Origin of the sequence: Streptosporangium sp. NBC_01639 (assembly GCF_045209755.1) — a bacterium.
Lineage (GTDB): Bacteria > Actinomycetota > Actinomycetes > Streptosporangiales > Streptosporangiaceae > Streptosporangium.
In genome coordinates this window covers 4,737,342-4,757,091 of record NZ_CP109272.1, presented here as the reverse complement: position 1 = coordinate 4,757,091, position 19,750 = coordinate 4,737,342, and the positions used below count along the sequence as shown (strand labels likewise).

Below are 19,750 nucleotides of genomic sequence, written 5' to 3'. Positions count from 1 at the left end.
TGCTGGAGAGATGCGCCGGTCGCACTGGAACACGAGGTCGTGCAGATCGGCGGCGACGGCACGCCGGGTGGTGACCGCTGCGAGGACCCGGAAAGTCAGCACGCCCGGGTCCGGCTTTTCAGCCGGCGACCGGGAAGGAGATGACGAGGGTGACGTCCGCGGATGTGTCGCCGGTGCGATAGCGGTGCGGGGCGTCTCCGGCGAAGGCCGGCATGTCGCCGGCCTCCAGGTGGCGGGGATCGTCGGCCGAGCCTGCGAGGAGGCCGCCGGAGGCGACCAGGAGACGCCGGCGGGACGCCGGCGGGACGGCGGTCCGGCCCGGGGGCGGTCATCGCGTCGACCTGTGAGAGGCGGTGTGGGAGATCGGGTGGGTGATGGGTTCCGCTAGTCGTCGAACGTGTGCCGCACGCCGAACTGGGCCGCGAGAAGTTCGTACGAGGCGAGGCGGTCGTCCGGATCGGCGGTCAGGGTGTTGACCATGACCTCGGTGACTCCGTGCGCCCGGGCCAGGTGGATGAGCCGCTCGCGTACCTGCTGCGGGGTGCCGTGGATGAGTGAGCTCTCATGGAGGGCGGCCTGCGCGTGTTCGGCGGTGCTCCAGTCATGGCGGGCGAGGGTGGTGAGGGCCGGAATGGGGGCGTCGTGCCCGAGATCCTTGCGGGCCCGCCACAGCAGCATGGCCTGGGCCAGTGCCGCCGCTCGCTCGGGGTCCTCCGCGGTGACGGCCCGGACCGTCAGCAGGGTGCCCCCGGGGTGTCCGGGCCGGAGATGCTGCCGGTAGTCGGAGAGGGCTGCCGGACCCTTCTTGGGAGCGAAGAAGTGGCCGAAGGCGTATCCGGCGCCGAGGTGCCCGGCTAGTGGGGCGGTGGACCCTCCGGCTCCCAGGAGCCAGAGCCGGCCGGCGGGTTCGCCGACGGCTCGGTCGTCATGGCCGATGTCGAGGAGCCGCTGGTGCAACGCGGCGACCTTCTGGTCGAAATCCGGTGCGGGTCCTCCCCCTCGGCCGATGCCGACGTCGACCCTGCCGGGATGCAGACGGAGCAGGGTGCCCATCGTCTCGGCGACTTTCTCGGGGTGGTAGCGGGGCAGCAGGATCCCCCCGGTGCCGACCCGTAGGCGCGTGGTGTTCTCCAGCACGAGCGCTGTCATGATCTCCGGTGCGCTGCCCGCGAAGGACGCGGAGCCGTGGTGCTCGGCGTGCCAGAACCGGTGGTATCCCAGCGCGTCTGTGTGCCGGGCGAGGGCCAGGGTGTGGCGTAGGGCGTCGGCCGGGGTCATGTCCTCGCCGAGCGGCGACTGGTCGAGAACGGACAACCTCAGGACCGGTGTCGAGAGCATGGTCAGTTCTCCTTCCGGGCATCGGCGGACTGTGTGCCCTCGTGCAGGGCGGGGACTATCCGCCAGTCACGCTGGAAGACGAGATTGTGCAGGTCGGCGGCGGCGATGGCACGCAGCACGGGAACGAGTTCGGCGGCCTGGTCCTGGTCGAAAACGTTGAGCGGCCATTCGCCGACGGTGGCGCCGCGCAGGTGGGGGTGATGGAATCCGGCTCCGTAGTGCGCGGTCAGGGTGATCGGGACGATGCCCGTCCCGCGTTGCCGGGGCCAGGTGAGTCGCCAGGCGGCGTAGATGCCGCCGTTCGGGTCCTGCTGCGGACCGGTGGCCTGGACGGTGCCGGTGCCGAGCAGCAGGTGCCGGTCGACTTCCTCCAGTACCTGGCGTGCGGGGGCGTCGAGAAGATCGACGGCCTGCCGGAACGCGGACTCCTTGCCCTGGCGGGTGGAGTGGCCGGCATGGGTGCCGTCTCGCAGGTCCCCGAAGTGCCTGACCAGTGCCTCCAACGGCGCGGGGGGTCGCTCCTGGGACCGGGGACGGAGTTGCGGTACGTGGGTGCCGTGGACGGGAGAGGCGGTCATGGAGATTCCTTCCAAGGATTCGAGGCGGGAAAGGCCGACGTCGGTGAGGCAGGGGGCCGGCGGCCGGCGGGAGGGGGACCGCCGAGGGCCGCGAGTTCCTGGGCGAGCCGCCCGAGGAGAGGGCTGCCGGGCTGCAGGACATCGCCGTGGCCCACCCCGGGGAGCCGCAGGAGTCGTACGGGCACGCGGTCGCCACGGAGTCGACCGGCGTAGGCCAAGACGTCGTCACGGACCGGGTCGGCGGTGCCGACGGCGAGGACGGCCGGCGCCACTCCCACCAGGGAGGCCGCCTCGAAGGGAGTCGAGTACAGGCGGGTGCCGTTCTCGTCGTGGGCGGCGAGCCCGCTGCTGCCGCGCCAGGCCCGCCAGGCCCGCTGCAGCGAGGCTGCCTGCGGGAAGGCATCCGGATCGCTCTGGAAGGAAGGGCTGCCGCAGTCGGGGTCGAAGGGCGGATACGCCAGGACCTGGGCGTCCAACGCCAGGCCGCGGTCGCGGGCGGCCAGGGCCGCGCAGGCGGCGAGGGTGCCTCCTGCACTGTCGCCGCCCACGGCGAGCGGCAGCCCGGCCCGCCCCTTTTCGGCCCACGTGAGGGCGGTCATGATGTCCTGGAGGGCGTCGGGATGGCGATGGCGCGGGGCGAGCCGGTAGTCGACGCTGATCACCTCCCAGCCGGACCGGGCGGCAAGGGTGCTGGTGACGTGGTGCCATTCGAGGGCGGAGCCGTACTGCCAGCTGCCGCCGTGCGCCCACACCAGCCGGCCTGCCGGGGGCCGATCGGTGGGCTCCGGCCGATAGACGTGGACCGTGACCGGCGACGGCGCGGGGAGGGTGGTACGAACCCCTCGGGGAAGACGGATTGCCTGGTTCGGTGTGCTGCGGTGCATGGTGGTGTGACACCTCCTCGTCGGTGTTTCGAAGTGGGGAACCCGCGCCGCGACCCGGCCGAGCGGACACGAGAGCGGTACCGGTCGCGACGGCGCCTCGTCTGAGAATCGGCGGGCGGATGCGAACGATGGAGATTTCGGTGAGCCCTACAGCTGGCGCAAGGCCCCGCCGTCGATGGCCCATTCGGCGCCGGTGACCTGAGCGGCGAGAGGGGACAGGAGATAGGCGATGACGCCCGCGACCTCGTCGGCCGTGCCGATACGCCCGGTGGGCAGGCGGCGCTCGTTGCGGATGAAGTGGTCCACGGCCGCGTCCGCGGACATGCCGTAGCGCTGGGCGAGCTGGTCGGCGAAGCCGCCGGGAGCGTCGAACAGGGCGGTGCGGGTGGGCCCCGGAGAGACCACGTTGGAGCGGATTCCGGTCGGCCCGAGCGCGGTGGCCAGGGACTTCGACACCGACAGCAGAGCAGCCTTCGACGCGGCGTAGTCGGCGATGGAGGCGTCGGGCAGCCGGGCAGCCTCGCTGGACACATGGACGATGCTGCCTCCGTCGGGGTTCTTGCCCAGCACGGGGAGAGCCGCGCGGGTGAGGCGAACGGCGGCATGGAGGTTGAGTTCGAAGGTGGCGTGCCACTGGGCGTCGCCGATGTCGCTGAAGGAATCGTGCGAGGTGAGGGCGGCCGCGTTGTTGACCAGTCCGTCCAGCCGACCGTGCTCCTCGATGACCTGGGCGATGGCCTGTTCGGCGGTGGCCGGGTCGGTGAGGTCGGCGCGGATGAGCGTGGTGGAGCCGGGCAGCTGGAGCTGTGCGGCACTGCCGCGGGCGAGGGCTACGGTGTGCGCGCCCTCGGCGGCGAGGAGACGGACGGTGGCCTGGCCGATGCCGCTGGTGGCGCCGGTGACGAGGATGACCTTGCCGGTGAGCTGCAGATCCATGGTTGTCTCCGAGAAGAAGGAAGGGGCGTTGACAGACACCGGGCGGGCGGCGGACGCTCGCGGCCCACCCGGCACGGGGGCGGGCACCGGTCAGGTGCGGGCTGCCTGCTTCTTGGTGCGCAGGGCGACGGCGGCGATGAGGACACCGAGCAGGACGAGGGCGGCATTGACGGCGATGGCGATGGTGACGCCGTGCAGGATCGCGGCGCCGGTCACCGCGCCGGCCGTGGCGGCGGTGACGATCGCGGACATGATCGGGGTGCCCATGGTGATGCCGACCTGCTGGGACATGGAGGCCAGTCCGGTGGCCAGGCCCTGCTCGTGGTCGGGCAGGCCGGTGGTGGCGGTGACCATGAAGCCGACGATGACGAGCATGTTGCCGACGCCGCCGAGGAAGGTCGCGGGCAGCAGCAGAGCCATCGAGGCGGACGTGTCGCCGAGGAGCAGCAGCACCATGGTGAACACCGCTTGCAGCAGACCGCCCGCGACCAGCGTGGTGATGGTGGAGGTACGGGCGATGACCTTGGGTGCGAGCATCCCGCCGACCACGGTCCCGACACCGAGCACACCGAAGGAGATGCCGGCGGTCATCGCGGAGAAGCCGAGGGTCTTCTGCATGTACAGGGTGAGCAGGTAGACCAGGGAGGTCTCGGTCACGAAGGCCAGCATGCCGAGCACATTGCCCCAGGCCACCGTGCGCTTCCGGAGAACGTGGACCGGGACGAGGGGCTGCGCCGCCTTGCGCTCGATGAAGTAGAAGGCCACCAGCAGCGCGGCGCCGACGAGCAGTGAGACCAGCGCGACGGGGTGGGTCCAGCCGTGTTCACCGGCCTGGGTGAGACCGAAGACCAGCGCGAGCAGACCGAGGGTGACGGACAGGGCGCCGGGCAGGTCCATCTTCGGGCGCTGGGTGGGGCGGGACTCGGTGATGACGGTGGGGGCGATCAGCAGGACGGCGATGGCGACGGGGACGTTGAGGAAGAACGCCCAGCGCCAGGAAAGGAGGTCGGTGAGCACACCGCCGAGGACGGCGCCGGCGGTGAATCCGGCGGACATCAGGGCGCCGTTGAGCCCGAGGGCCTTCTGCCGCAGCGGGCCCTCGGGGAAAGAAGTGGTGAGCAGGGCGAGTCCGGCGGGGGTGGCGGCGGCGGTGGCGAGCCCCTGGGCGACACGGGCGATGATGAGGATCTCGGGACTGGTCGCCAAGCCGCCGACGAGAGAGGCCAGGCCCAGCAGCCCGAGACTGCCGAGGAAGATCCGCTTACGACCGATCAGGTCGCCGACGCGACCGAAGAAGAGAGTGAACCCGGCTGCGGACAGCGCGAAGGCGGTGGCGATCCACTGCAGGTTGGAGAGGGAGAAGCCGAGGCCGTCACCGATCGCGGGCAGGGCGACGTTCAGGATGGAGAAGTCGACGGCAAGCATGAACTGGGCGACCAGCAGCACCGCGAGGATCACCTTCAGGCGGCCCGTCAGCCGCTGCGGAGGAGTCGCAGCGGAGGCCGGGGCCTCCACTCCCGAGACAGATGTGGTTATGGACATGACAGGTCTTCCTTTCGAGCCGGCCGCGGTGACCCAGCAGCGGAGATTCGAGTCGGCGCGCCCGGCGAAACCGAGGGAGGCGCCCCCAAACGGGACTTTCGTTCCGTTACGATGGAGACAGTATCACCGACGGACCCTTTAAGGGAACTGCAGTCCCGATTTGGTTTGCCGGCGGAGGAGCCCGCCGTGACCAACCACCCCGCAGCCCGGTACCGGCCGCCCTGGCGGACTGGGCCGAGTGGATCCATCTGCGGTTTCCCGCCCTGCGTGACACCAAGCCGCGTCGAGCGACGTGGCCGCTGGTCGAACAACGTGGCGCCTCGACGGCCGCATCACATTTGCCTACTGCTTTCGGCCGTCCTCGTTGCCGAGGTGGTGCGCCTGGCTGGTCACGACGGTCAGGAAGGCTGTGAGCGCGGGGGTCGAGGGGCCGTCTCGACGGACGATGACCAGTCGCCGTCCGAGCCGTTGCTTGGCGACGTCTCGGATTGCCAGGGCCGGGTCCGCTGTGGTGGGCAGGGTCATGGCCGGCAGCAGAGCCACGGCTCCGGTGCTGCGGACGAATTCGAGCTGGACGTCCGCGTCGGTGGAACGATGCCGTACGTCGGGTTCGTAGCCGCCGATGGACCGGCAGCTTCCCACGACCATGTCGTGATGGCCGGTCCCCCGGTCCGAGGCCACCCAGACCTCGTCTTGAAGCTCGGACAAGGCGACCGGCCCTCCGGGCCTGGCCAGCCGGTGGTCGGACGGCAGGATCAGTTTCAGCGGTTCCTCGTGCAGCAGCGCGAATCGCAGCCCGGCCGGCCGGGGGCGGGGGTGGCCGTCGTACTCGTCGCTGATCACCAGGTCGATCGTGCCGAGGCGTAGTTCGGGCAGGGCTTGTTCGAGTTCGAGTTCGGTGATCTCGGTGCGTACCCGGGGATGCTGGACCAGCATGCGTGCCACCGCGGGAACCAGCAGCCGGCGAGTCGCCGACTGCAGGCCGCCGGCGCGTACGGTGCCCCGCACCTCACCGCCTAGCGCGGCCAGAGCCGCTGCCGCGGCCTCGGCTGCGGCCAGCAGGATGCCGGCGTGCTGCGCGAGCAGTCGGCCGGCGTCGGTGAGCCGCACCCCGCGCCCGGCTTTTTCCAGCAGGCGTGCGCCGACCTCCTTCTCCAGGACGGTCAATTGCTGCGACACAGAGGAGGGGCTGTAGTCCAGGGCGGCGGCCACCGCGCCCAGGGTCCCGCGTTCCTCAAGCTCGCGAAGCAGGCGAAGACGGCGGAGATCCAACGTGACCATTCGGAAATACTAATGAATGACACCCAGGAATCGTCGCTGGACTCGAAGTGTTGTGGCGTCGATGCTGGACGGCATGGGTCCAGCTCTGTGCCTTCTGTCCGCCGCGTGTTTCGGCGCCATGGCGATCTTCGGGAAGCTCGCGTACGCGGCAGGCGTCTCGCCCGGTGCGCTGCTGCTGGTGCGCTTCGCTCTGAGCGCCGTGCTGCTGGGGATGCTGCTGCTTCTGCGGCCGGGTCTGCGCCGCGACCCGGTGATCCCCGACCGGACAGCGGCGACACGAAGCACACCGGCGGTGCTGGTGACCGCCCTGGGTCTGGGTGTCGTCGGATACGCCGCCCAGGCCGGCTTGTACTTCTCCGCGCTGGAACTCATGGACGCCTCGCTGCTGTCCCTGGTCTTCTACACCTACCCGCTGCTGGTCACCCTCGCCGCCGCACTCCTCGGCCGGGACCGTCTGACACCCGGACGCTGCGCGGCGCTGGTGGTCGCCTCCTGCGGGACGCTACTCGTCCTGCTGGGCACCGGTGAGGTCACCTTCCACCCGCTCGGCGCGGCCCTGGCGTTCGGTGCCGCCGCCACCTACACCGTCTACATCCTCGTCGCGGACACCGTCGTGCACCGGCTGCCACCGGTGATGCTGGCCGCGCTGGTGATGACCGGGGCCGCCCTCACCATGGCCGTCCGCGCACTGGTGACGGACGGGACGGACCTCGTCTTCGGATGGCAGGGTTGGTTCTGGCTCGCGTGCATCGCCGTCGTGTCCACCGTCCTGGCGATGCTGACCTTCTTCGCCGGACTGCGGCGCACGGGACCGTCGACGGCGGCCATCCTGTCGACGTTCGAACCGGTCGTCACCACGGCGCTGGCGGCGCTCACGCTCGGAGAGATCCTCAGCCCCGTCCAGTGGGCGGGTGGGCTGCTGGTGCTGTCGTCCGTGGCTGTCCTGCAGCTGCGACGCAAACGCCCCGGGCGACACGGCGACGTGCCACGCCGAGAGCCGAACCGAGCCGACACCCCCAGCCCGAAACAGTCGGTCACGGTCAGCTAGAACGCGTCCCCCCAAGATGAGGTACGGCCAGGTCTCACTCCGGCCGTGGTGACGAAGGAGCACCCGTGAAAGCGATCGCCGTCGAGATGTTCGAAGGCCCCAACGTCCTCCGGGAGGTCGACATCGAGCGACCCGAACCGGGGCCGCACCAGGTCCTGGTGAGAGTCTCGGTCGCGGGGGTCGATTTCCTCGACGTGTACCAGCGAACCGGCGCGACCTCGGTGCGGCCGGGCAGCGCCCACGTCTCAGCGGACGGTCTCCAGCACCAAGTCCTCGCGCACGGCACCGCGGGTTGGAGGCAGCGGGTCAGGAGTGGCAGATCAGGGGCGGCAGTCGGGGGCTGCGAGTCAGGGGCGGCGGGTCAGGGTCAGGGGCAGGAGCAGGAGCGGCGGGTCAGGGGCGGCGGGTGCCGGCGAGCAGTCGTTCGCAGGCGTCAAGCAGACGCTGCCGCTGCGGCCGTGCCCGCTCGGCGAACCCCCGCTGCTCGGCGGCGTACTCGGCTCGCCCTTCGGGCGTCTCGATCCGGATCGCCCGCTGGCCGAGCGAGCTCAGGTCGTACGGGCTGGCCCGCATGTCCACGGCGCGAATGTCACGGGCCAGCATGAAGCAGTCGGCGACCAGTTCCCCGCTCACCAGCGGTGACAGCTTGTACGCCCACTTGTACAGGTCCATGTTGGCGTGTAAACAGCCCGGCTGCTCCAGTTCCTGCTGCCGCTCCCGTGTCGGCTGCAGTGCGTTGAGCGGGCGCGCCTCAGGGGTGAAGAAGCGGAACGCGTCGAAATGGCCGCACCGCACGCCCCGCTGCTCCACGACTTCCGCAATCTCCTCCCCGCTGAGCCGCAGCGGCCAGGCGCCGTGCCGTACCTCCACGGTCTTGTAGACCATCGCCCACTCGTGCAGGCCGAAGCAGCCCAGAAACGCCGGTCGTGCCGCGGTGGCGGCCAGCAGCCGGGCGATCCACTCGACGGCGGGCCCGCGCCTGTCCATCAGCGCCCCGGTGTCGAGCGTGGCCCCCTCGGAGGTGTCGAGGTAGTCGCGGCCGAAGCCGCTCGCCCCCTTCAGGACCACCCCGGCGCCCGGATGCCACTGCCGCAGCCGTGCCGGCCGGTGCCCGTAGTAGGTGAACAGGAAGTCCTCGATGGGATGGGCCTCGCCCCGCGCCCTGCGCGCCAGATGCGGCGCCGCCCATGCCTCGACCCGGTGCCGGTGGGCCTCCGCCCGGGCCTGCCACTCCTCCGGCTCCAGAACCTCCATCGCTGAATGGTACGCGCGGGCCGATGGTGGCCGGACGTCCGCGCCGCCATCGCGGCGCGACCGGTACGGCTCGCGCCAGGACCGCCGCCTGTCGCGCCGGCCGGCCTAATCGGAGCAGAGCTGGGCGTGCAGAGTCTCGCCGACCCACCGCTCCCAGCGCTCAGCCGACCAGCCGCGCTCGCGGACGAACAGCAGGTAAAGCTCGGGGCTGAGCAGGCCGTACAGCAGGTCGGCGGCCTCGTCCACCGACACATCCGCCCGTGCGCCCGGCTTGACGGCGAGCGCCTCGGCCGCCCTCTGCTGGACGACGTATCGCGGATCGACGCTCTGCGGCCACAGGTCGGCGACCTCGGGGTCGCTCGCGACCGCCCCGTCCAGGACCCTGCCGATCGGCGCGACCCGCCCCAGGATCGAGACCGTGCCCGCGACGTAGGCGCGGAGCATGTCCTGGGCTGTTCCGGCGGCCAGCGCGCCGGTGTACCACGGCCGGTCCATGGTGGCCATCGGCTCGTCGTCACCCGCGATCGTCACGTCGACCAGTTCTTTCAGCAGGGTCCGCTTGTTGCCGAAGACGAAGTAGATCGTCTGCACCGCGACTCCGGCCCTGCCGGCGACGTCCTGCAGGTTCGTCGCGCCGTATCCGTCCTGCACGAACAGCTCGAGCGCCGCCTCCAGGATGCGTCGGCGCGTCTCCTGCGCCTTCTGCGCCCGCTTGCTCGTCCGCTTGACATCACTCATAGCTGGAGTCTATCTCTAGATTCAGTCACTAGAAGTCGACTCTAGAGAATGGATCCAGTCATGCCGTTGATCAGCATCACCCGTTTCCATGCCGATCCCGCCGACGCAGAGCAGGTTCGGGCCCGGCACGCCGCTCTGGTCACCGCGCTCAGAACCACGCTGCCCGGACTCACCGAGGCGCGCCTCGGCCGGCTCGACGACGAGACGTGGGTCGGCGTCTGGCGCTGGGATTCGGCCGCCAGCCTGCGGGCGGCCCGCCAGGCCGCGCCCGCCACCGCCGCGGCCACCGAGGCTTTCGCGCTGGTTCGCGACGTCACCGCGGAGGACATCGAGGTCCTGGCCGAGCTCTGACCGCCTGTCCCGGCCCCGGGTTTCCGGGGCCGGGTGCCCCCTCCCCAAGGAGATGTCATGATCGAGATTGACGCGTTGACCAAGGTGTACGGCTCGGCGCAGGTCCGGGCGGTCGACGAGGTGTCGCTGCGGGTGCCCGCCGGATCGGTGTTCGGCTTCCTGGGACCGAACGGCGCGGGCAAGACCACCACCATCAAGATGCTGGCCGGGCTGCTGACCCCCACCTCCGGTCAGGTCAGGCTGGGCGGCTTCGACGTGGCCCGGCAGCGTTCGGCCGCGATGGCGCAGTTCGGCGCCGTGCTGGAGGGCTCGCGCAATGTCTACTGGAGCCTGTCGGCCTGGCAGAACCTGATGTACTTCGGGCGGCTCAAAGGCCTGCGCAAGGCCCGGGTCGCGGAGCGTTCCCGAGACCTGCTGACTGACCTGGGCCTGTGGGAGCGGCGCGATGACAAGGTCGGTGGCTTCTCGCGCGGCATGCAGCAGAAGGTCGCGATCGCCGTCGCCCTGATCGCCGATCCGCCGATCCTGCTCCTGGACGAGCCGACGCTCGGCCTGGACGTCGAGGCCACCCGCACGGTCAAGGACTGGATCGCCGAGCGGGCTCACGAGCTCGGCACCACCATCCTGCTCACCACCCACCAGCTGGACGTGGCCCAGGAGCTGTGCGACCGGGTGGCCGTCATGCGCCAGGGACGGCTCGTGGCCGACCTGCCCACGCATGAGCTGCTGGCCGGCTTCCGTGAACGCGACCGGTACGAGATTCGCATCGAAGGAGCGGCGCCACCCGGGTTCGACGGCGTCACCCGCGAGGGCGTCACCACGATCAGCGTGCGGGTGAGCGATCCGGCAGAGGTGTACGACGTGGTCGAGCGCCTGCGCACGCAGGGGGCCGTCCTGGAGTCGCTGACCCAGGTGCAGCCCGACCTGGAGGACGTGTTCCTCGCTCTGGTGAGTGAGCCGTCCCATGCTTGACGTCCTGGGTGCGGAGATCGGCAAGGGCCTGCGCGTTCAACTGGCCCACCCCATCGGACACGTCATCACCCTGCTGATCAGCACCATGATGTACCTCGGCCTGCAGTTCGTCCTGGGCCAGGGCGAACTGCGGCAGGACCTGCTGCCGCAGACCCTGGTCGCGATCGGCGGCTACTGGTTCCTGCAGTACGCCGCTCTGGTGATGGTGGCCGACCTCATCGAGGAGAAACGCGCCGGCACTTTCGCCCAGGCCCAGATGACCACGGCGCCGCCGTGGCTGCCGATGATCGGCCGACTGATCACCGCCTCGGTGTTCGGCTTGGCGGTGGCCGCCGTCGCCGCCCTCGTGCCGATGCTGGCGGCCCAGATCGCGATCCCGTTGCGCTGGGCGGCGCTCCTGCCCGCCGTACTGCTGGGGGTCAACGTGCTGGCCTTCACCTTCCTGCTGGCCGCCCTCGCCCTGGTCTCCCCGATGATCGGCGCCCTGCAGTCGCTGCTCACCTCGCTGGTGCTGCTGCTCAACGGCTCCTTCCTGCCCCTGGCCTTCTATCCGGACTGGCTGGCCGTACTGGCCAGAGTCCTGCCCACCACGCTGGGCATCGAGGCGATCACCCAGACGCTGTTCGAGGGCCGGGCCCTGGCCGAGGTCTGGACCGGCGGAACCCTGCCCTGGCTGCTGGCCCACACCCTCGCCCTCACCGCCACCGCCGGCCTGGTGTTCGTCCGCAACCACCGCCGAGCCCTGCAGGAGTCGTCATGAACTTCGCGCGCGGATTCGCCGCAGAGGTCCGCAAGGGCCTGCTCAGCCTCGCCGCCGGATGGCGCGAAGGCCTCATGGAAATGATCACATTCCCGCTGTTCTACCTGCTCATCGTGCTGTTCATGGGACGCGGGCAGCTGCGTGCGGACCTGCTGCTGCCGGTGCTGCTCGGCATGGTGGCGCTGACCTTCATCCACGAGCAGGTCAACCGGGTGTTCTGGAGCTATCTGGGTGACATCCAGTCCGGGGTGCTGGAGCAGACCTACCTGACCTCGCTGCCCTCGGCCGCGAGCATCCTCGGCCGTCAGGTCGCCGCCGTGATCTCGGCACTGCCCACCGCGCTGGCCGTACTGGCCACCGGTGCCGTCGCGATCACCGTCCAGGGCGGGTCGCCGCCCTTCGACGCGCAGGTGATCGTGCCGCTGGCCGCCATCGTGTTGGGCACCTGCGGGCTGGCTCTCATCCTGTGCGGCCTGACCCTGGTGTTCAAACGCATCGAGATCATTACGCAGCTGTCCGTGGCCGTCTACGCCATCGCCGGCGGCACCCTGGTCCCGTTGGCCGCCATGCCCGACTCCATCGCCTTCCTCAGCCGGTTGGTGGTCCCCATCGCACCCGGCATCGAGGCGATGCGCGACATCCTGCTCGGCGGCCATTCCCTGGCCGCCCTCCCGACCGGGTGGGGCCTGGGGTGGCTGCTGACCCAGCCGCTGCTCATCACGGCCGCCGGGGTGATCCTGTTCAACCGGCTCGAACACCTCGCCCGGCACCGCGGTACCCTCGGCCGCTACTAGAAACTGGAGATCACCATGACAACGGACCCCGTGAGCCTGCGACCAGTCGGGCAGGTCGTGGGCGGTCGCAGCGAGATGGTCGAGGACGACTGGCACGACGTGCGAGCCGTGATCCGGCTGGACGACGAGTCCTTCACCGCCTCGGCGGTGCTCGGCCTGGAGCACTTCTCCCACCTGGAGGTCGTCTTCCTCTTCGACCGGATCGACCCGGTCACCGTGCCCAGCGAGCCCCGTCCCCCAAGGGGCAACCCGAGCGCGGCGCCCCTGGGGGTCTTCGCCCACCGCGGGCCGTACCGGCCCAACCGCCTTGGCGTCTCCCGCTGCCGGCTGCTCGCCGTGGACGGCCTGAATCTGCACGTCGCCGACCTGGACGCACTTTCAGGCTCACCGATCCTGGATATCAAGCCGTACCTGGTCGAGTTCGCCCCCCGCCATCCGGTCACCCAGCCGGCCTGGGCCACCGAGCTCATGAGCCGCTATTACTGAGGCTCCGGCGGCTTGCCGCAGCCCTGCCGAGTGATCGACCAGGCCCGGAGGACACGGCCTCCCGGTCGCCTCGCCACCTCGTGCCCGGCCGCAGCCGGCCCTGCCGGCTGCGCGGTGGCATCGACGGCGTCCGGGCGGGTGAGTTCTCTGCCGGCGTGCCGGGTGGCTAGCGCGCGTCCCGGCCGGCCGGCGCGCGGCGGGCAGCGAGTTGAGCTTCGAGGCCGTCGAAGATGGCCTGGAGGCCGAACTCGAAGCTGTTGTCAGGTGCCGCACCGTAGTCGGCGACCGCCGCCGCTTCGAGGCGGGCGCGCAACCGGGGGAACTGCATCGCGACTTCGGTCACCTTCGCCATGGTGTCGCGGATCAGCTCCTCCGGATCACCGCCGTCCCGGCTCAGCCGCCGTGTCAGCGAAGCCGTGGCCGACTCGCCCAGGGCATTGCCGAGCACGAACATGAAGACGGTGGCCGCCGCCTGGTCTGCCTCCGCACCGGCGAATCCGGCCGCTTCGTAGATCGCGAGACTGTGGTCGTCATGGCGTGCCTTGCCGGGGCCGTGGAACAGGTGGGAGGCCAGCGCGTTCACCAGCCACGGGTGCCTGGTGAACATCGCGTACAGATCGGTGGCCGCCGACGTGGCCGCGCTCCGCCAGCCGACCGCGCTGAGGTCGGGCAGCCTGATCTCGTTCCAGACCTGGTCACCGGCGAGCACGACGAGATTGTCCTTGCTCTTGACGTGCCAGTAGACCGCCGTCGCGGCGGAGTCGAGCCGCTTGCCCAGGCTGCGCATGTTCAAGCCCTCCAGACCTTCGGCGTCCAGGAGCTCGATGGCGGTCTGGACGATCTGGTCCCGGGTCAGCGTGTCGCGCGGCATGCACCCACGATAGGACACGCGTCCCCGATTTGCACAAAGTTCAAGAGTTGACTTGCACTTTGTTCAATCACCGGGCGCCGACGTCACCTCGGCCGTGGGCCGTCCCGTCCCTGCCGGGGGATCCGCCCGAAACCGCCGAGGCGGACCCCGGGCGCAGGACCCCGGTCGAGGCGTACGGTGACCGTCTTCGAGCCGCCGCCCAGGTCCGCCAGCCGCCCGAAGGCCAGCGTGAGCCTCGCCCCGGTCGAGGCGCCCGCCAGGAGCGAGTGCCCGCGGAGCACCTCGGCCACCGGCCGGTCCCAGGTCACGGTCAGCCCGCTCAGGACGGACCGCGGATCCGACACGGCCAGCGTGGCCGTACCGTCACCGTGCTCCCTGACCAGGACCGCGCAGGGAGCGGAGACGGCCAGGCCGCCGACGGCCCCGTCGTTCCAGAAGTTGACAGCGGTGATCCCGAGTGACGGGATCCGGACACCCTGCCGGCGGGCCGTGTTGGCGAGCACGTGCGCCCAGCCGGGGTCGGCGGCGCGGGCCCGGGTCTCCGCCAGGCTCGCACCCGGCATGAGCAGATAGACGTAACCGGCCGCGTCGGGGTCCACACCGTGGTCGAGCCAGAGGGTCACATAGCTCCGGGTCACCGGAGCCGGACCGCCGGTGCGCTCCTCGCGCAGCGTGCGCAGTCGGGCGCCCCCGGGCAGGACATAGCCGCCGTGTCCCCTCAGGTGCGCCCAGCCCGCCCTGTCGTCCACGATGAGGGGTGCGTCGGTTCTTCGGTTGTCCACGATGGTCTCGACCGGTACGCCGTCCCCGCCGGTGATCGCGGCGCCCAGGCAGACCACCGCGTCGTCGAGGAAGAACCACGACTTGAAGGCCTCCGTCGTGCTCTCGAAGCCGTTCAGGTGCTGGCCGACCGTCGCGTACACGCCGTCGGTGGCACCGCCCACCCAGCGGCCCGGCGGGCAGGTGTCGCCCCACCCCTTACCGGCGCCGTCGGCCAGCCGGCGGGTGGAGACGGTCGTGCCCGGCAGGCGGTAGGGGTCGACGGTGGACCAGAAGGAGTCGGAATACTGGTCGCCGTGGCCCTCGCCCCACCAGTAGAGCATTCCCGAACCGGTGTGCCAGCCACGCAGGTTCTCGCCGTTGCCGTGCTCGTAGTGGCCGATCCGGTAGGAGGCCATGCTGAGCCCCGCGCACCAGCCCGGCCGGCGATGGACGGCGCGGGCGCTCATCGCCAGCAGCCGGTGCCCGGCGGGCTCGTCGGCGGCGGGGGTCGCGTCGTCGTCCAGCACCGCGGCGAGGCGGGCGTGGAAGCCCAGGTCGCCGCGCTCGGCCGCGCCGAGCATGGGCACGCAGGTGTCCCGCAGCGCCCACCCCTTGACCATGCCCTGCCAGCGGGCCCGTTCGGCGGCGGAGGCCGCCTCCCCCAGCAGCAGGATCGAGGAGGCGATCCCGCGTCCCCGCCGGTGGTCACCGTACGGTTCCCTGTCGATCCCGCGGCCGCTGACCAGATCCATGCAGAGGCCGTCGTGGACGAACGGCGCGAACGACCTCTCGACGCTGTCGAAGACGATCTGCCGGTCCGGGTCGGTGACCTCCCACGGCGAGCCGCGCAGCACCGCGAACAGCGTCGCGAGTCCGGACAGCAGCACCGCTCCGTAGGTGCCCTGGTAGGGGACGTACGTGTGCTGGACGAACGAGCCGTCCCGGTAGATTCCGTCGCCCTCGGAGACGTAGCGGAAGACCGGGGAGAGCGCCGAGGTGGCCAGTGCGGCCTTCTCCGGATCGGATCCGAGGATGGCGCGCAGCAGCGTCACCGTGCACAGGTCCACCCGGTTGGCCCCGGTGCTGGTCCCGCTGTAGTCGCTCAGACGGCACTCGGGGAGGAAGTGGTCCACCGCTTCCCCCAACGCCCCACCCTGCCGGTCCGTCAGGTGCGGACCGATCAGCACGGCCGCGTCGAGGAGGGTCCTGGGGGTGCCGATCTGCCAGTGCCACCAGTTGCCGGCCGGGTCCGCGTCCGCGGCGTACACCCGCCGCCGGTAGTGGTCGATGCCGCCGGCGACGGCTGCGGCGAGATCCGCGTCACCGGTCAGGCCGGTCCCCGGCAGGGCGTACGCGCGGGCCATGGTCCGCAGCCGCTCCGGGGTGTCGGTGAAGGAGGGGAACGCCAGCTCGGGCCAGAGCGACATGCCGGCCGGCGCCATGGTGCGCCGGTATCCGGCCGCCGTCGCCCCCAGTCTCGCCAGCCGGGCCCGGTACGGCTCGGCCGCCGGATCGAATCCCGAGCCCGCCGTCACGTCCCGCCAGCGGCGGCGCAGCGGGGCGAAGGGATCGCCTCCCGGGTATGCGGCAGGGACCGGTGCTCCGGCCGCCGTGCGCCCGGCATCCGTCACGATCAGTGCTCCAGCGGCGGCGATGCCGCTGAACTGGAGAAATAATCGCCTGGAATATCCGTTCACTCCTAAATTGTCAGGGGGCAATCGCTTCTGCCCCGGACGCCACGCCGTACCCTTCCCCTGCCGGAGCGCCCTCGGCGGACGGGCTTGCCGTCCGGCACGGGCCGGCTGCCGGGCGGGGTGACGACCGCGCTCCGGTGCGGCACGGAAGGCCGGGACCGCCGGGCGGGGTGGCGTCGGTGTCCGGTCCCCGCCCGGTCCGCGGTGGGTCAGGAGACCGGTGCGGCCACGGCGCGCATCCTGTCGAAGTTCTCGACGTACTGCCGGTAGACGGCCTTGTTGTTGAGCCGCAGCAGGACTTCGTCGTTCCGGCGCAGCGAGGTCTCGATGTAGTTGTGGCTGCCGGTGAAGACCCAGTGGGCGTTTCGGTCCCCGTCGTAGGAGCCCTCGACGAGCAGGTACTTGGAGTGGATCCGGCCGGGCAGCGCGCTGCCGTCGCCCAGGGTGCGCAGCTCGATGCGCGGCTCCGCCAGCAGGACCTTCTTCACCTCGTCGTCCATGATGCCGTAGACGATCTTGACCGAGCAGCCCTGCGCGGCCAGGTCGCGGAGCCTTTCCGGAACGGCGATGCGATAGGTGTCCCACTCCGACATCCCGACGCGGAGGGTCGTGCCGCCACGGCAGGAGACCTTGTCGAGGCTCTCGACGATGGTGTCGGTGGAGGCGTCCGTCCCCGCCCTCGGGAAGAAGTAGGCCCGTACCGAGCCGCCGGCCGCCCCGGTCGTGGTGACGCGGTAGTAGTCGGGGTCCTTCCGCTCGGCCGCCAGGTCCTTGAAGTAGCCGTCGTACGCCTTGTACAGCCGCCGGTTCCCCGGGAGGACCACCGCGTTGTTCCAGTACGTCGAGGAGTTCAGGTCGGTGAGGTTGGCGGACGACTGCACCACCACGTCGGAGGCCCCACCGGACCGGGAGAACAGGTAGAACTTGTTGTGCTGGCCCTTGTCGCCGATACAGGCCGCCGTGCCACCCGACGGCGGGCCGGAGCAGACGTGCAGCCAGGAACCCGCCGAGGTGTCCGTGCCCAGTTCGGCGGCCAGCTGCGCGGCCACGGCAGCGCCACGCGTGTCGCCGTCCAGGACGACCTGCACCTCGACGTCGCGCCGGTGCGCCTTGATGAGCTCCGCGGCGAAGTCCGTGCCAGCCGTGCCGGACATGACGAAGTGGGCGACCTGGATCCGGGCGCCGGAGGGGGTCTGGTGGATCAGGCCGCAGAGGGTCCGCACGATGGCGGCCGGGTCGCCGCCCGCCGGCTCGCTGAAGACCGCGCCGGTGGTGACCCGGGTGGCCGGTGCGTCCGCGCAGGTGGTGCTGCTCGCCATGGCCGTGCCGCTGCCGGCGAGGGCGGACGCGGTCACGACGGCGGCGGCCGTCAGCACGGACAGGAACGTACGGGGCATGGATCACTCCTTCAGGGGACGGCTGGGATCCGTGTCGTTCACCACAGCCGGCTGGGATGGGACGGGCTCGGGGAAATGGCAGGCCACCGGGTGGCCGGTGCCGCGATCGATCAGTGTCGGTTCCTCGTCCCTGCATCGATCCTGGGCCCGCCAGCAGCGTGTTCGAAAACGGCAGCCTGAAGGCGGGGCCAACGGTGAGGGAACATCTCCCTGCAGGACGATCTCGTGCCGTTCCTCGTCCCGCCAGTCGTCGAGGCTCGGCGCCGCCGACATCAGCGCCTGGGTGTACGGATGGGACGGGTTCCGGTAGACGCTCTCCTTCGAACCGATCTCGACGATCTTGCCCAGGTACATCACCGCGACCCGGTCGCAGATGTGGCGGACCACGCCGAGGTCGTGGGAGATGAACAGATACGCGACTCCCAGATCGCGTTGCAGGTCCCCGAGCAGGTTCAGGACCTGCGCCCGGACCGAGACGTCGAGGGCGGACACGGCCTCGTCGCAGACGATCAGCCGCGGCCGTACGGCGAGGGCCCGGGCGATGCTGATGCGCTGCCGCTGGCCGCCGGAGAACTGGTGCGGGTACCGCTCGGCGTGCTCGGGACGGAGACCGACGCGGCCCAGCAGGCTCCGCACCTCGTCGTCCCACTGCTCCCGCGGCACGAGTCCGGGGTGGATCCGCCATGCCTCCTTGAGCAGCGCGGCGACGGTCATCCGCGGGTTGAGCGAGGCGTACGGGTCCTGAAAGATCAGCTGGACGTCCTGGCGGAGCCGGCGCATCTCCCTGGCCGGCAGCGTCCCCAGGTCGCGCCCCTCGAAGAGCACCCGGCCACCGGAGGGACGCACCAGGCCGACGATGGTCCGCGCGACCGTGGACTTGCCGCAGCCGGATTCGCCGACCAGGCCGACGGTCTCTCCGGCCCGTACGGTGAGGCTCACCCCGGCCACCGCGCGGATCTCGCCGCCGGAGCGGCCGATTCCGCGGCGCAGGCGGTAGCCGGTGACCAGGTCGGCCAGTTCCAGCAGGGGCGTGCCGTCGTCGTCCCGGGTCTCCGGCTCAGCGAGCACCGGTGTGGACACCAGCGATCATCTCCTCTGCGAAGTGACAGGCGGCGGCCCGCTGCGGGCCCAGCTCGCGTGGTTCCGGCTCGACCTCCCGGCATCTGTCCCGGGCGAACGGGCAGCGGGGATGGAAGGAGCAGCCGGTGGGCGGCGCGGCGAGATCGGGTGGGTGGCCGTCGATCGCCTCCAGTGGGGCGCCGTCGTCACGCAGGGTGGGCACCGCCCGCATCAGGCCCAGGGTGTACGGGTGGGCGGGGCGCTCGTACACCTCCGCCACGGTGCCCGTCTCGACGATCCGGCCCGCGTACATCACCGCCACCCGGTCGGCCGCGCGTGCGACCACCCCGAGGTCGTGGCTGATGATGATCATTCCCAGCCGCCCGGCTCTCTGGCGCTGCCGGAGCAGCCTCAGGATCTGTGCCTGCACGGTGACGTCCAGCGCGGTGGTGGGCTCGTCGGCGATGAGCAGCCCGGGGTCGAGGGCGAGCGCCATCGCGATCATCACGCGCTGGCGCATGCCGCCGGAGAACCGGTGCGGATGGTCGTCCAGCCGCCGCGCCGCGTCCGGGATGCCCACCTGGGTCATGAGCTCCACCGCCCGGCTGCGGGACTCCCTCCGGCTGAGGCCCCGGTGCCGGCGGAACATCTCGGCGATCTGGTATCCCACGGTCAGCGACGGGTTCAGCGCGCTCAGCGGATCCTGGAAGATCATCGCGATCCGCTCGCCGCGCAGGCTCCGCCACTCCCGCTCCGGGAGTTCCGTGACGTCGCGGCCCTCGATCGCGACGCGGCCGGCGGCGATGCGCGCCCGCAGCGGCACCAGCCCGAGCAGCGTCTGCGCGGTCACGCTCTTGCCGCTGCCGGACTCACCGACGATCGCCAGCGTCTCGCCCTCGTTGACCTGGAAGGACACTCCCCGGACCGCCCGCAGCGGGCCCTTGGGCGTGTCGAACTCCACGGCCAGGCCGTCGACCTCCAGCAGTGGGGTCATCGGATCGGCTC

General features: G+C 70.9%; 19 protein-coding genes. 6 read left to right on the top strand and 13 right to left on the bottom strand.

Annotated features, from left to right (window positions below):
• Nucleotides 1-384: 384 nt before the first annotated feature.
• The 6 genes from OHA77_RS21770 to OHA77_RS21745 form a co-directional block, all read right to left on the bottom strand.
• The gene (locus tag OHA77_RS21770) at nt 385-1,338 is read right to left on the bottom strand and encodes an MsnO8 family LLM class oxidoreductase (RefSeq protein ID WP_406311403.1); all 954 of its coding nucleotides are present in this window, start codon (nt 1,336-1,338) and stop codon (nt 385-387) included.
• Between the two features lie 2 nt (nt 1,339-1,340).
• On the bottom strand, nt 1,341-1,916 hold the full coding sequence (locus OHA77_RS21765; RefSeq protein ID WP_406311402.1) for a hypothetical protein: 576 nt from the start codon (nt 1,914-1,916) through the stop codon (nt 1,341-1,343).
• Nucleotides 1,913-2,800: an alpha/beta hydrolase gene (locus tag OHA77_RS21760; protein WP_406311401.1), complete on the bottom strand. Its 888-nt coding sequence runs from the start codon at nt 2,798-2,800 to the stop codon at nt 1,913-1,915. Before OHA77_RS21760 ends, OHA77_RS21765 begins: the two co-directional genes overlap by 4 nt.
• 147 nt (nt 2,801-2,947) lie before the next feature.
• Complete coding sequence (locus OHA77_RS21755) at nt 2,948-3,736, bottom strand: SDR family NAD(P)-dependent oxidoreductase (protein WP_406311400.1); 789 nt, start codon at nt 3,734-3,736, stop codon at nt 2,948-2,950.
• Nucleotides 3,737-3,826: 90 nt separating this feature from the next.
• Nucleotides 3,827-5,278, bottom strand: a complete 1,452-nt coding sequence (locus OHA77_RS21750) for an MFS transporter (protein ID WP_406311399.1) — start codon at nt 5,276-5,278, stop codon at nt 3,827-3,829.
• A 342-nt stretch (nt 5,279-5,620) separates the two neighbouring features.
• Nucleotides 5,621-6,559: a LysR family transcriptional regulator gene (locus OHA77_RS21745; RefSeq protein ID WP_406311398.1), complete on the bottom strand. Its 939-nt coding sequence runs from the start codon at nt 6,557-6,559 to the stop codon at nt 5,621-5,623.
• Nucleotides 6,560-6,632: 73 nt separating this feature from the next.
• On the opposite strand from OHA77_RS21745, the gene OHA77_RS21740 reads away from it, so the two are divergent.
• On the top strand, nt 6,633-7,607 hold the full coding sequence (locus OHA77_RS21740; RefSeq protein WP_406311397.1) for a DMT family transporter: 975 nt from the start codon (nt 6,633-6,635) through the stop codon (nt 7,605-7,607).
• A gap of 393 nt (nt 7,608-8,000) precedes the next feature.
• Here the strand turns inward: OHA77_RS21740 and OHA77_RS21735 are convergent, their stop codons facing one another.
• Nucleotides 8,001-8,861, bottom strand: a complete 861-nt coding sequence (locus OHA77_RS21735) for a 3-methyladenine DNA glycosylase (RefSeq protein WP_406311396.1) — start codon at nt 8,859-8,861, stop codon at nt 8,001-8,003.
• Nucleotides 8,862-8,966: 105 nt separating this feature from the next.
• On the bottom strand, nt 8,967-9,599 hold the full coding sequence (locus OHA77_RS21730) for a TetR/AcrR family transcriptional regulator (protein ID WP_406311395.1): 633 nt from the start codon (nt 9,597-9,599) through the stop codon (nt 8,967-8,969).
• A gap of 60 nt (nt 9,600-9,659) precedes the next feature.
• Here OHA77_RS21730 and OHA77_RS21725 point away from each other — a divergent pair, with 60 nt between their 5' ends.
• From OHA77_RS21725 to OHA77_RS21705, 5 genes are read left to right on the top strand one after another with little or no spacing between them, the layout of a single operon-like run.
• A complete protein-coding gene (locus OHA77_RS21725) occupies nt 9,660-9,950 on the top strand; it encodes an antibiotic biosynthesis monooxygenase (RefSeq protein WP_326826472.1) in 291 nt (96 codons plus the stop codon).
• 57 nt (nt 9,951-10,007) lie between these two features.
• Entirely contained in the window at nt 10,008-10,922 is a 915-nt protein-coding gene (locus OHA77_RS21720; RefSeq protein ID WP_406311394.1) for an ATP-binding cassette domain-containing protein, read from the top strand.
• Nucleotides 10,915-11,682: an ABC transporter permease gene (locus OHA77_RS21715; protein WP_406311393.1), complete on the top strand. Its 768-nt coding sequence runs from the start codon at nt 10,915-10,917 to the stop codon at nt 11,680-11,682. The genes OHA77_RS21720 and OHA77_RS21715 overlap by 8 nt, the downstream gene beginning before the upstream one ends.
• The gene (locus OHA77_RS21710) at nt 11,679-12,476 is read left to right on the top strand and encodes an ABC transporter permease (protein ID WP_406311392.1); all 798 of its coding nucleotides are present in this window, start codon (nt 11,679-11,681) and stop codon (nt 12,474-12,476) included. The genes OHA77_RS21715 and OHA77_RS21710 overlap by 4 nt, the downstream gene beginning before the upstream one ends.
• 15 nt (nt 12,477-12,491) lie before the next feature.
• Nucleotides 12,492-12,962 carry an SAM-dependent methyltransferase gene (locus OHA77_RS21705; RefSeq protein ID WP_406311391.1) on the top strand — a complete coding sequence of 157 codons (471 nt, stop codon included), beginning with the start codon at nt 12,492-12,494 and terminating at the stop codon, nt 12,960-12,962.
• A 166-nt stretch (nt 12,963-13,128) separates the two neighbouring features.
• Here the strand turns inward: OHA77_RS21705 and OHA77_RS21700 are convergent, their stop codons facing one another.
• From OHA77_RS21700 to OHA77_RS21680, 5 genes are all read right to left on the bottom strand, one after another.
• Nucleotides 13,129-13,833, bottom strand: a complete 705-nt coding sequence (locus OHA77_RS21700) for a TetR/AcrR family transcriptional regulator (protein WP_406311390.1) — start codon at nt 13,831-13,833, stop codon at nt 13,129-13,131.
• A gap of 83 nt (nt 13,834-13,916) precedes the next feature.
• Nucleotides 13,917-16,292: a polysaccharide lyase 8 family protein gene (locus tag OHA77_RS21695; protein WP_406311389.1), complete on the bottom strand. Its 2,376-nt coding sequence runs from the start codon at nt 16,290-16,292 to the stop codon at nt 13,917-13,919.
• A 206-nt stretch (nt 16,293-16,498) separates the two neighbouring features.
• Nucleotides 16,499-17,686 carry a phospholipase D-like domain-containing protein gene (locus OHA77_RS21690; protein WP_406311388.1) on the bottom strand — a complete coding sequence of 396 codons (1,188 nt, stop codon included), beginning with the start codon at nt 17,684-17,686 and terminating at the stop codon, nt 16,499-16,501.
• A gap of 3 nt (nt 17,687-17,689) precedes the next feature.
• Nucleotides 17,690-18,766 (bottom strand): ABC transporter ATP-binding protein, encoded by a 1,077-nt coding sequence (locus OHA77_RS21685; protein WP_406311387.1) that lies wholly within the window; start codon nt 18,764-18,766, stop codon nt 17,690-17,692.
• A complete protein-coding gene (locus OHA77_RS21680) occupies nt 18,744-19,739 on the bottom strand; it encodes an ABC transporter ATP-binding protein (RefSeq protein ID WP_406311386.1) in 996 nt (331 codons plus the stop codon). Before OHA77_RS21680 ends, OHA77_RS21685 begins: the two co-directional genes overlap by 23 nt.
• Nucleotides 19,740-19,750: the final 11 nt, after the last annotated feature.

What these genes read in the sequence shown, in the direction of transcription:
- OHA77_RS21760 (WP_406311401.1), bottom strand. Translation starts at nt 2,800, where the DNA reads ATGCACCGCAGCACACCGAACCAGGCAATCCGTCTTCCCCGAGGGGTT.
- OHA77_RS21715 (WP_406311393.1), top strand. Translation starts at nt 10,915, where the DNA reads ATGCTTGACGTCCTGGGTGCGGAGATCGGCAAGGGCCTGCGCGTTCAA.
- OHA77_RS21740 (WP_406311397.1), top strand. Translation starts at nt 6,633, where the DNA reads ATGGGTCCAGCTCTGTGCCTTCTGTCCGCCGCGTGTTTCGGCGCCATG.
- OHA77_RS21755 (WP_406311400.1), bottom strand. Translation starts at nt 3,736, where the DNA reads ATGGATCTGCAGCTCACCGGCAAGGTCATCCTCGTCACCGGCGCCACC.
- OHA77_RS21765 (WP_406311402.1), bottom strand. Translation starts at nt 1,916, where the DNA reads ATGACCGCCTCTCCCGTCCACGGCACCCACGTACCGCAACTCCGTCCC.
- OHA77_RS21700 (WP_406311390.1), bottom strand. Translation starts at nt 13,833, where the DNA reads ATGCCGCGCGACACGCTGACCCGGGACCAGATCGTCCAGACCGCCATC.
- OHA77_RS21750 (WP_406311399.1), bottom strand. Translation starts at nt 5,278, where the DNA reads ATGTCCATAACCACATCTGTCTCGGGAGTGGAGGCCCCGGCCTCCGCT.
- OHA77_RS21680 (WP_406311386.1), bottom strand. Translation starts at nt 19,739, where the DNA reads ATGACCCCACTGCTGGAGGTCGACGGCCTGGCCGTGGAGTTCGACACG.
- OHA77_RS21720 (WP_406311394.1), top strand. Translation starts at nt 10,008, where the DNA reads ATGATCGAGATTGACGCGTTGACCAAGGTGTACGGCTCGGCGCAGGTC.
- OHA77_RS21705 (WP_406311391.1), top strand. Translation starts at nt 12,492, where the DNA reads ATGACAACGGACCCCGTGAGCCTGCGACCAGTCGGGCAGGTCGTGGGC.
- OHA77_RS21710 (WP_406311392.1), top strand. Translation starts at nt 11,679, where the DNA reads ATGAACTTCGCGCGCGGATTCGCCGCAGAGGTCCGCAAGGGCCTGCTC.
- OHA77_RS21745 (WP_406311398.1), bottom strand. Translation starts at nt 6,559, where the DNA reads ATGGTCACGTTGGATCTCCGCCGTCTTCGCCTGCTTCGCGAGCTTGAG.
- OHA77_RS21730 (WP_406311395.1), bottom strand. Translation starts at nt 9,599, where the DNA reads ATGAGTGATGTCAAGCGGACGAGCAAGCGGGCGCAGAAGGCGCAGGAG.
- OHA77_RS21725 (WP_326826472.1), top strand. Translation starts at nt 9,660, where the DNA reads ATGCCGTTGATCAGCATCACCCGTTTCCATGCCGATCCCGCCGACGCA.
- OHA77_RS21690 (WP_406311388.1), bottom strand. Translation starts at nt 17,686, where the DNA reads ATGCCCCGTACGTTCCTGTCCGTGCTGACGGCCGCCGCCGTCGTGACC.
- OHA77_RS21735 (WP_406311396.1), bottom strand. Translation starts at nt 8,861, where the DNA reads ATGGAGGTTCTGGAGCCGGAGGAGTGGCAGGCCCGGGCGGAGGCCCAC.
- OHA77_RS21770 (WP_406311403.1), bottom strand. Translation starts at nt 1,338, where the DNA reads ATGCTCTCGACACCGGTCCTGAGGTTGTCCGTTCTCGACCAGTCGCCG.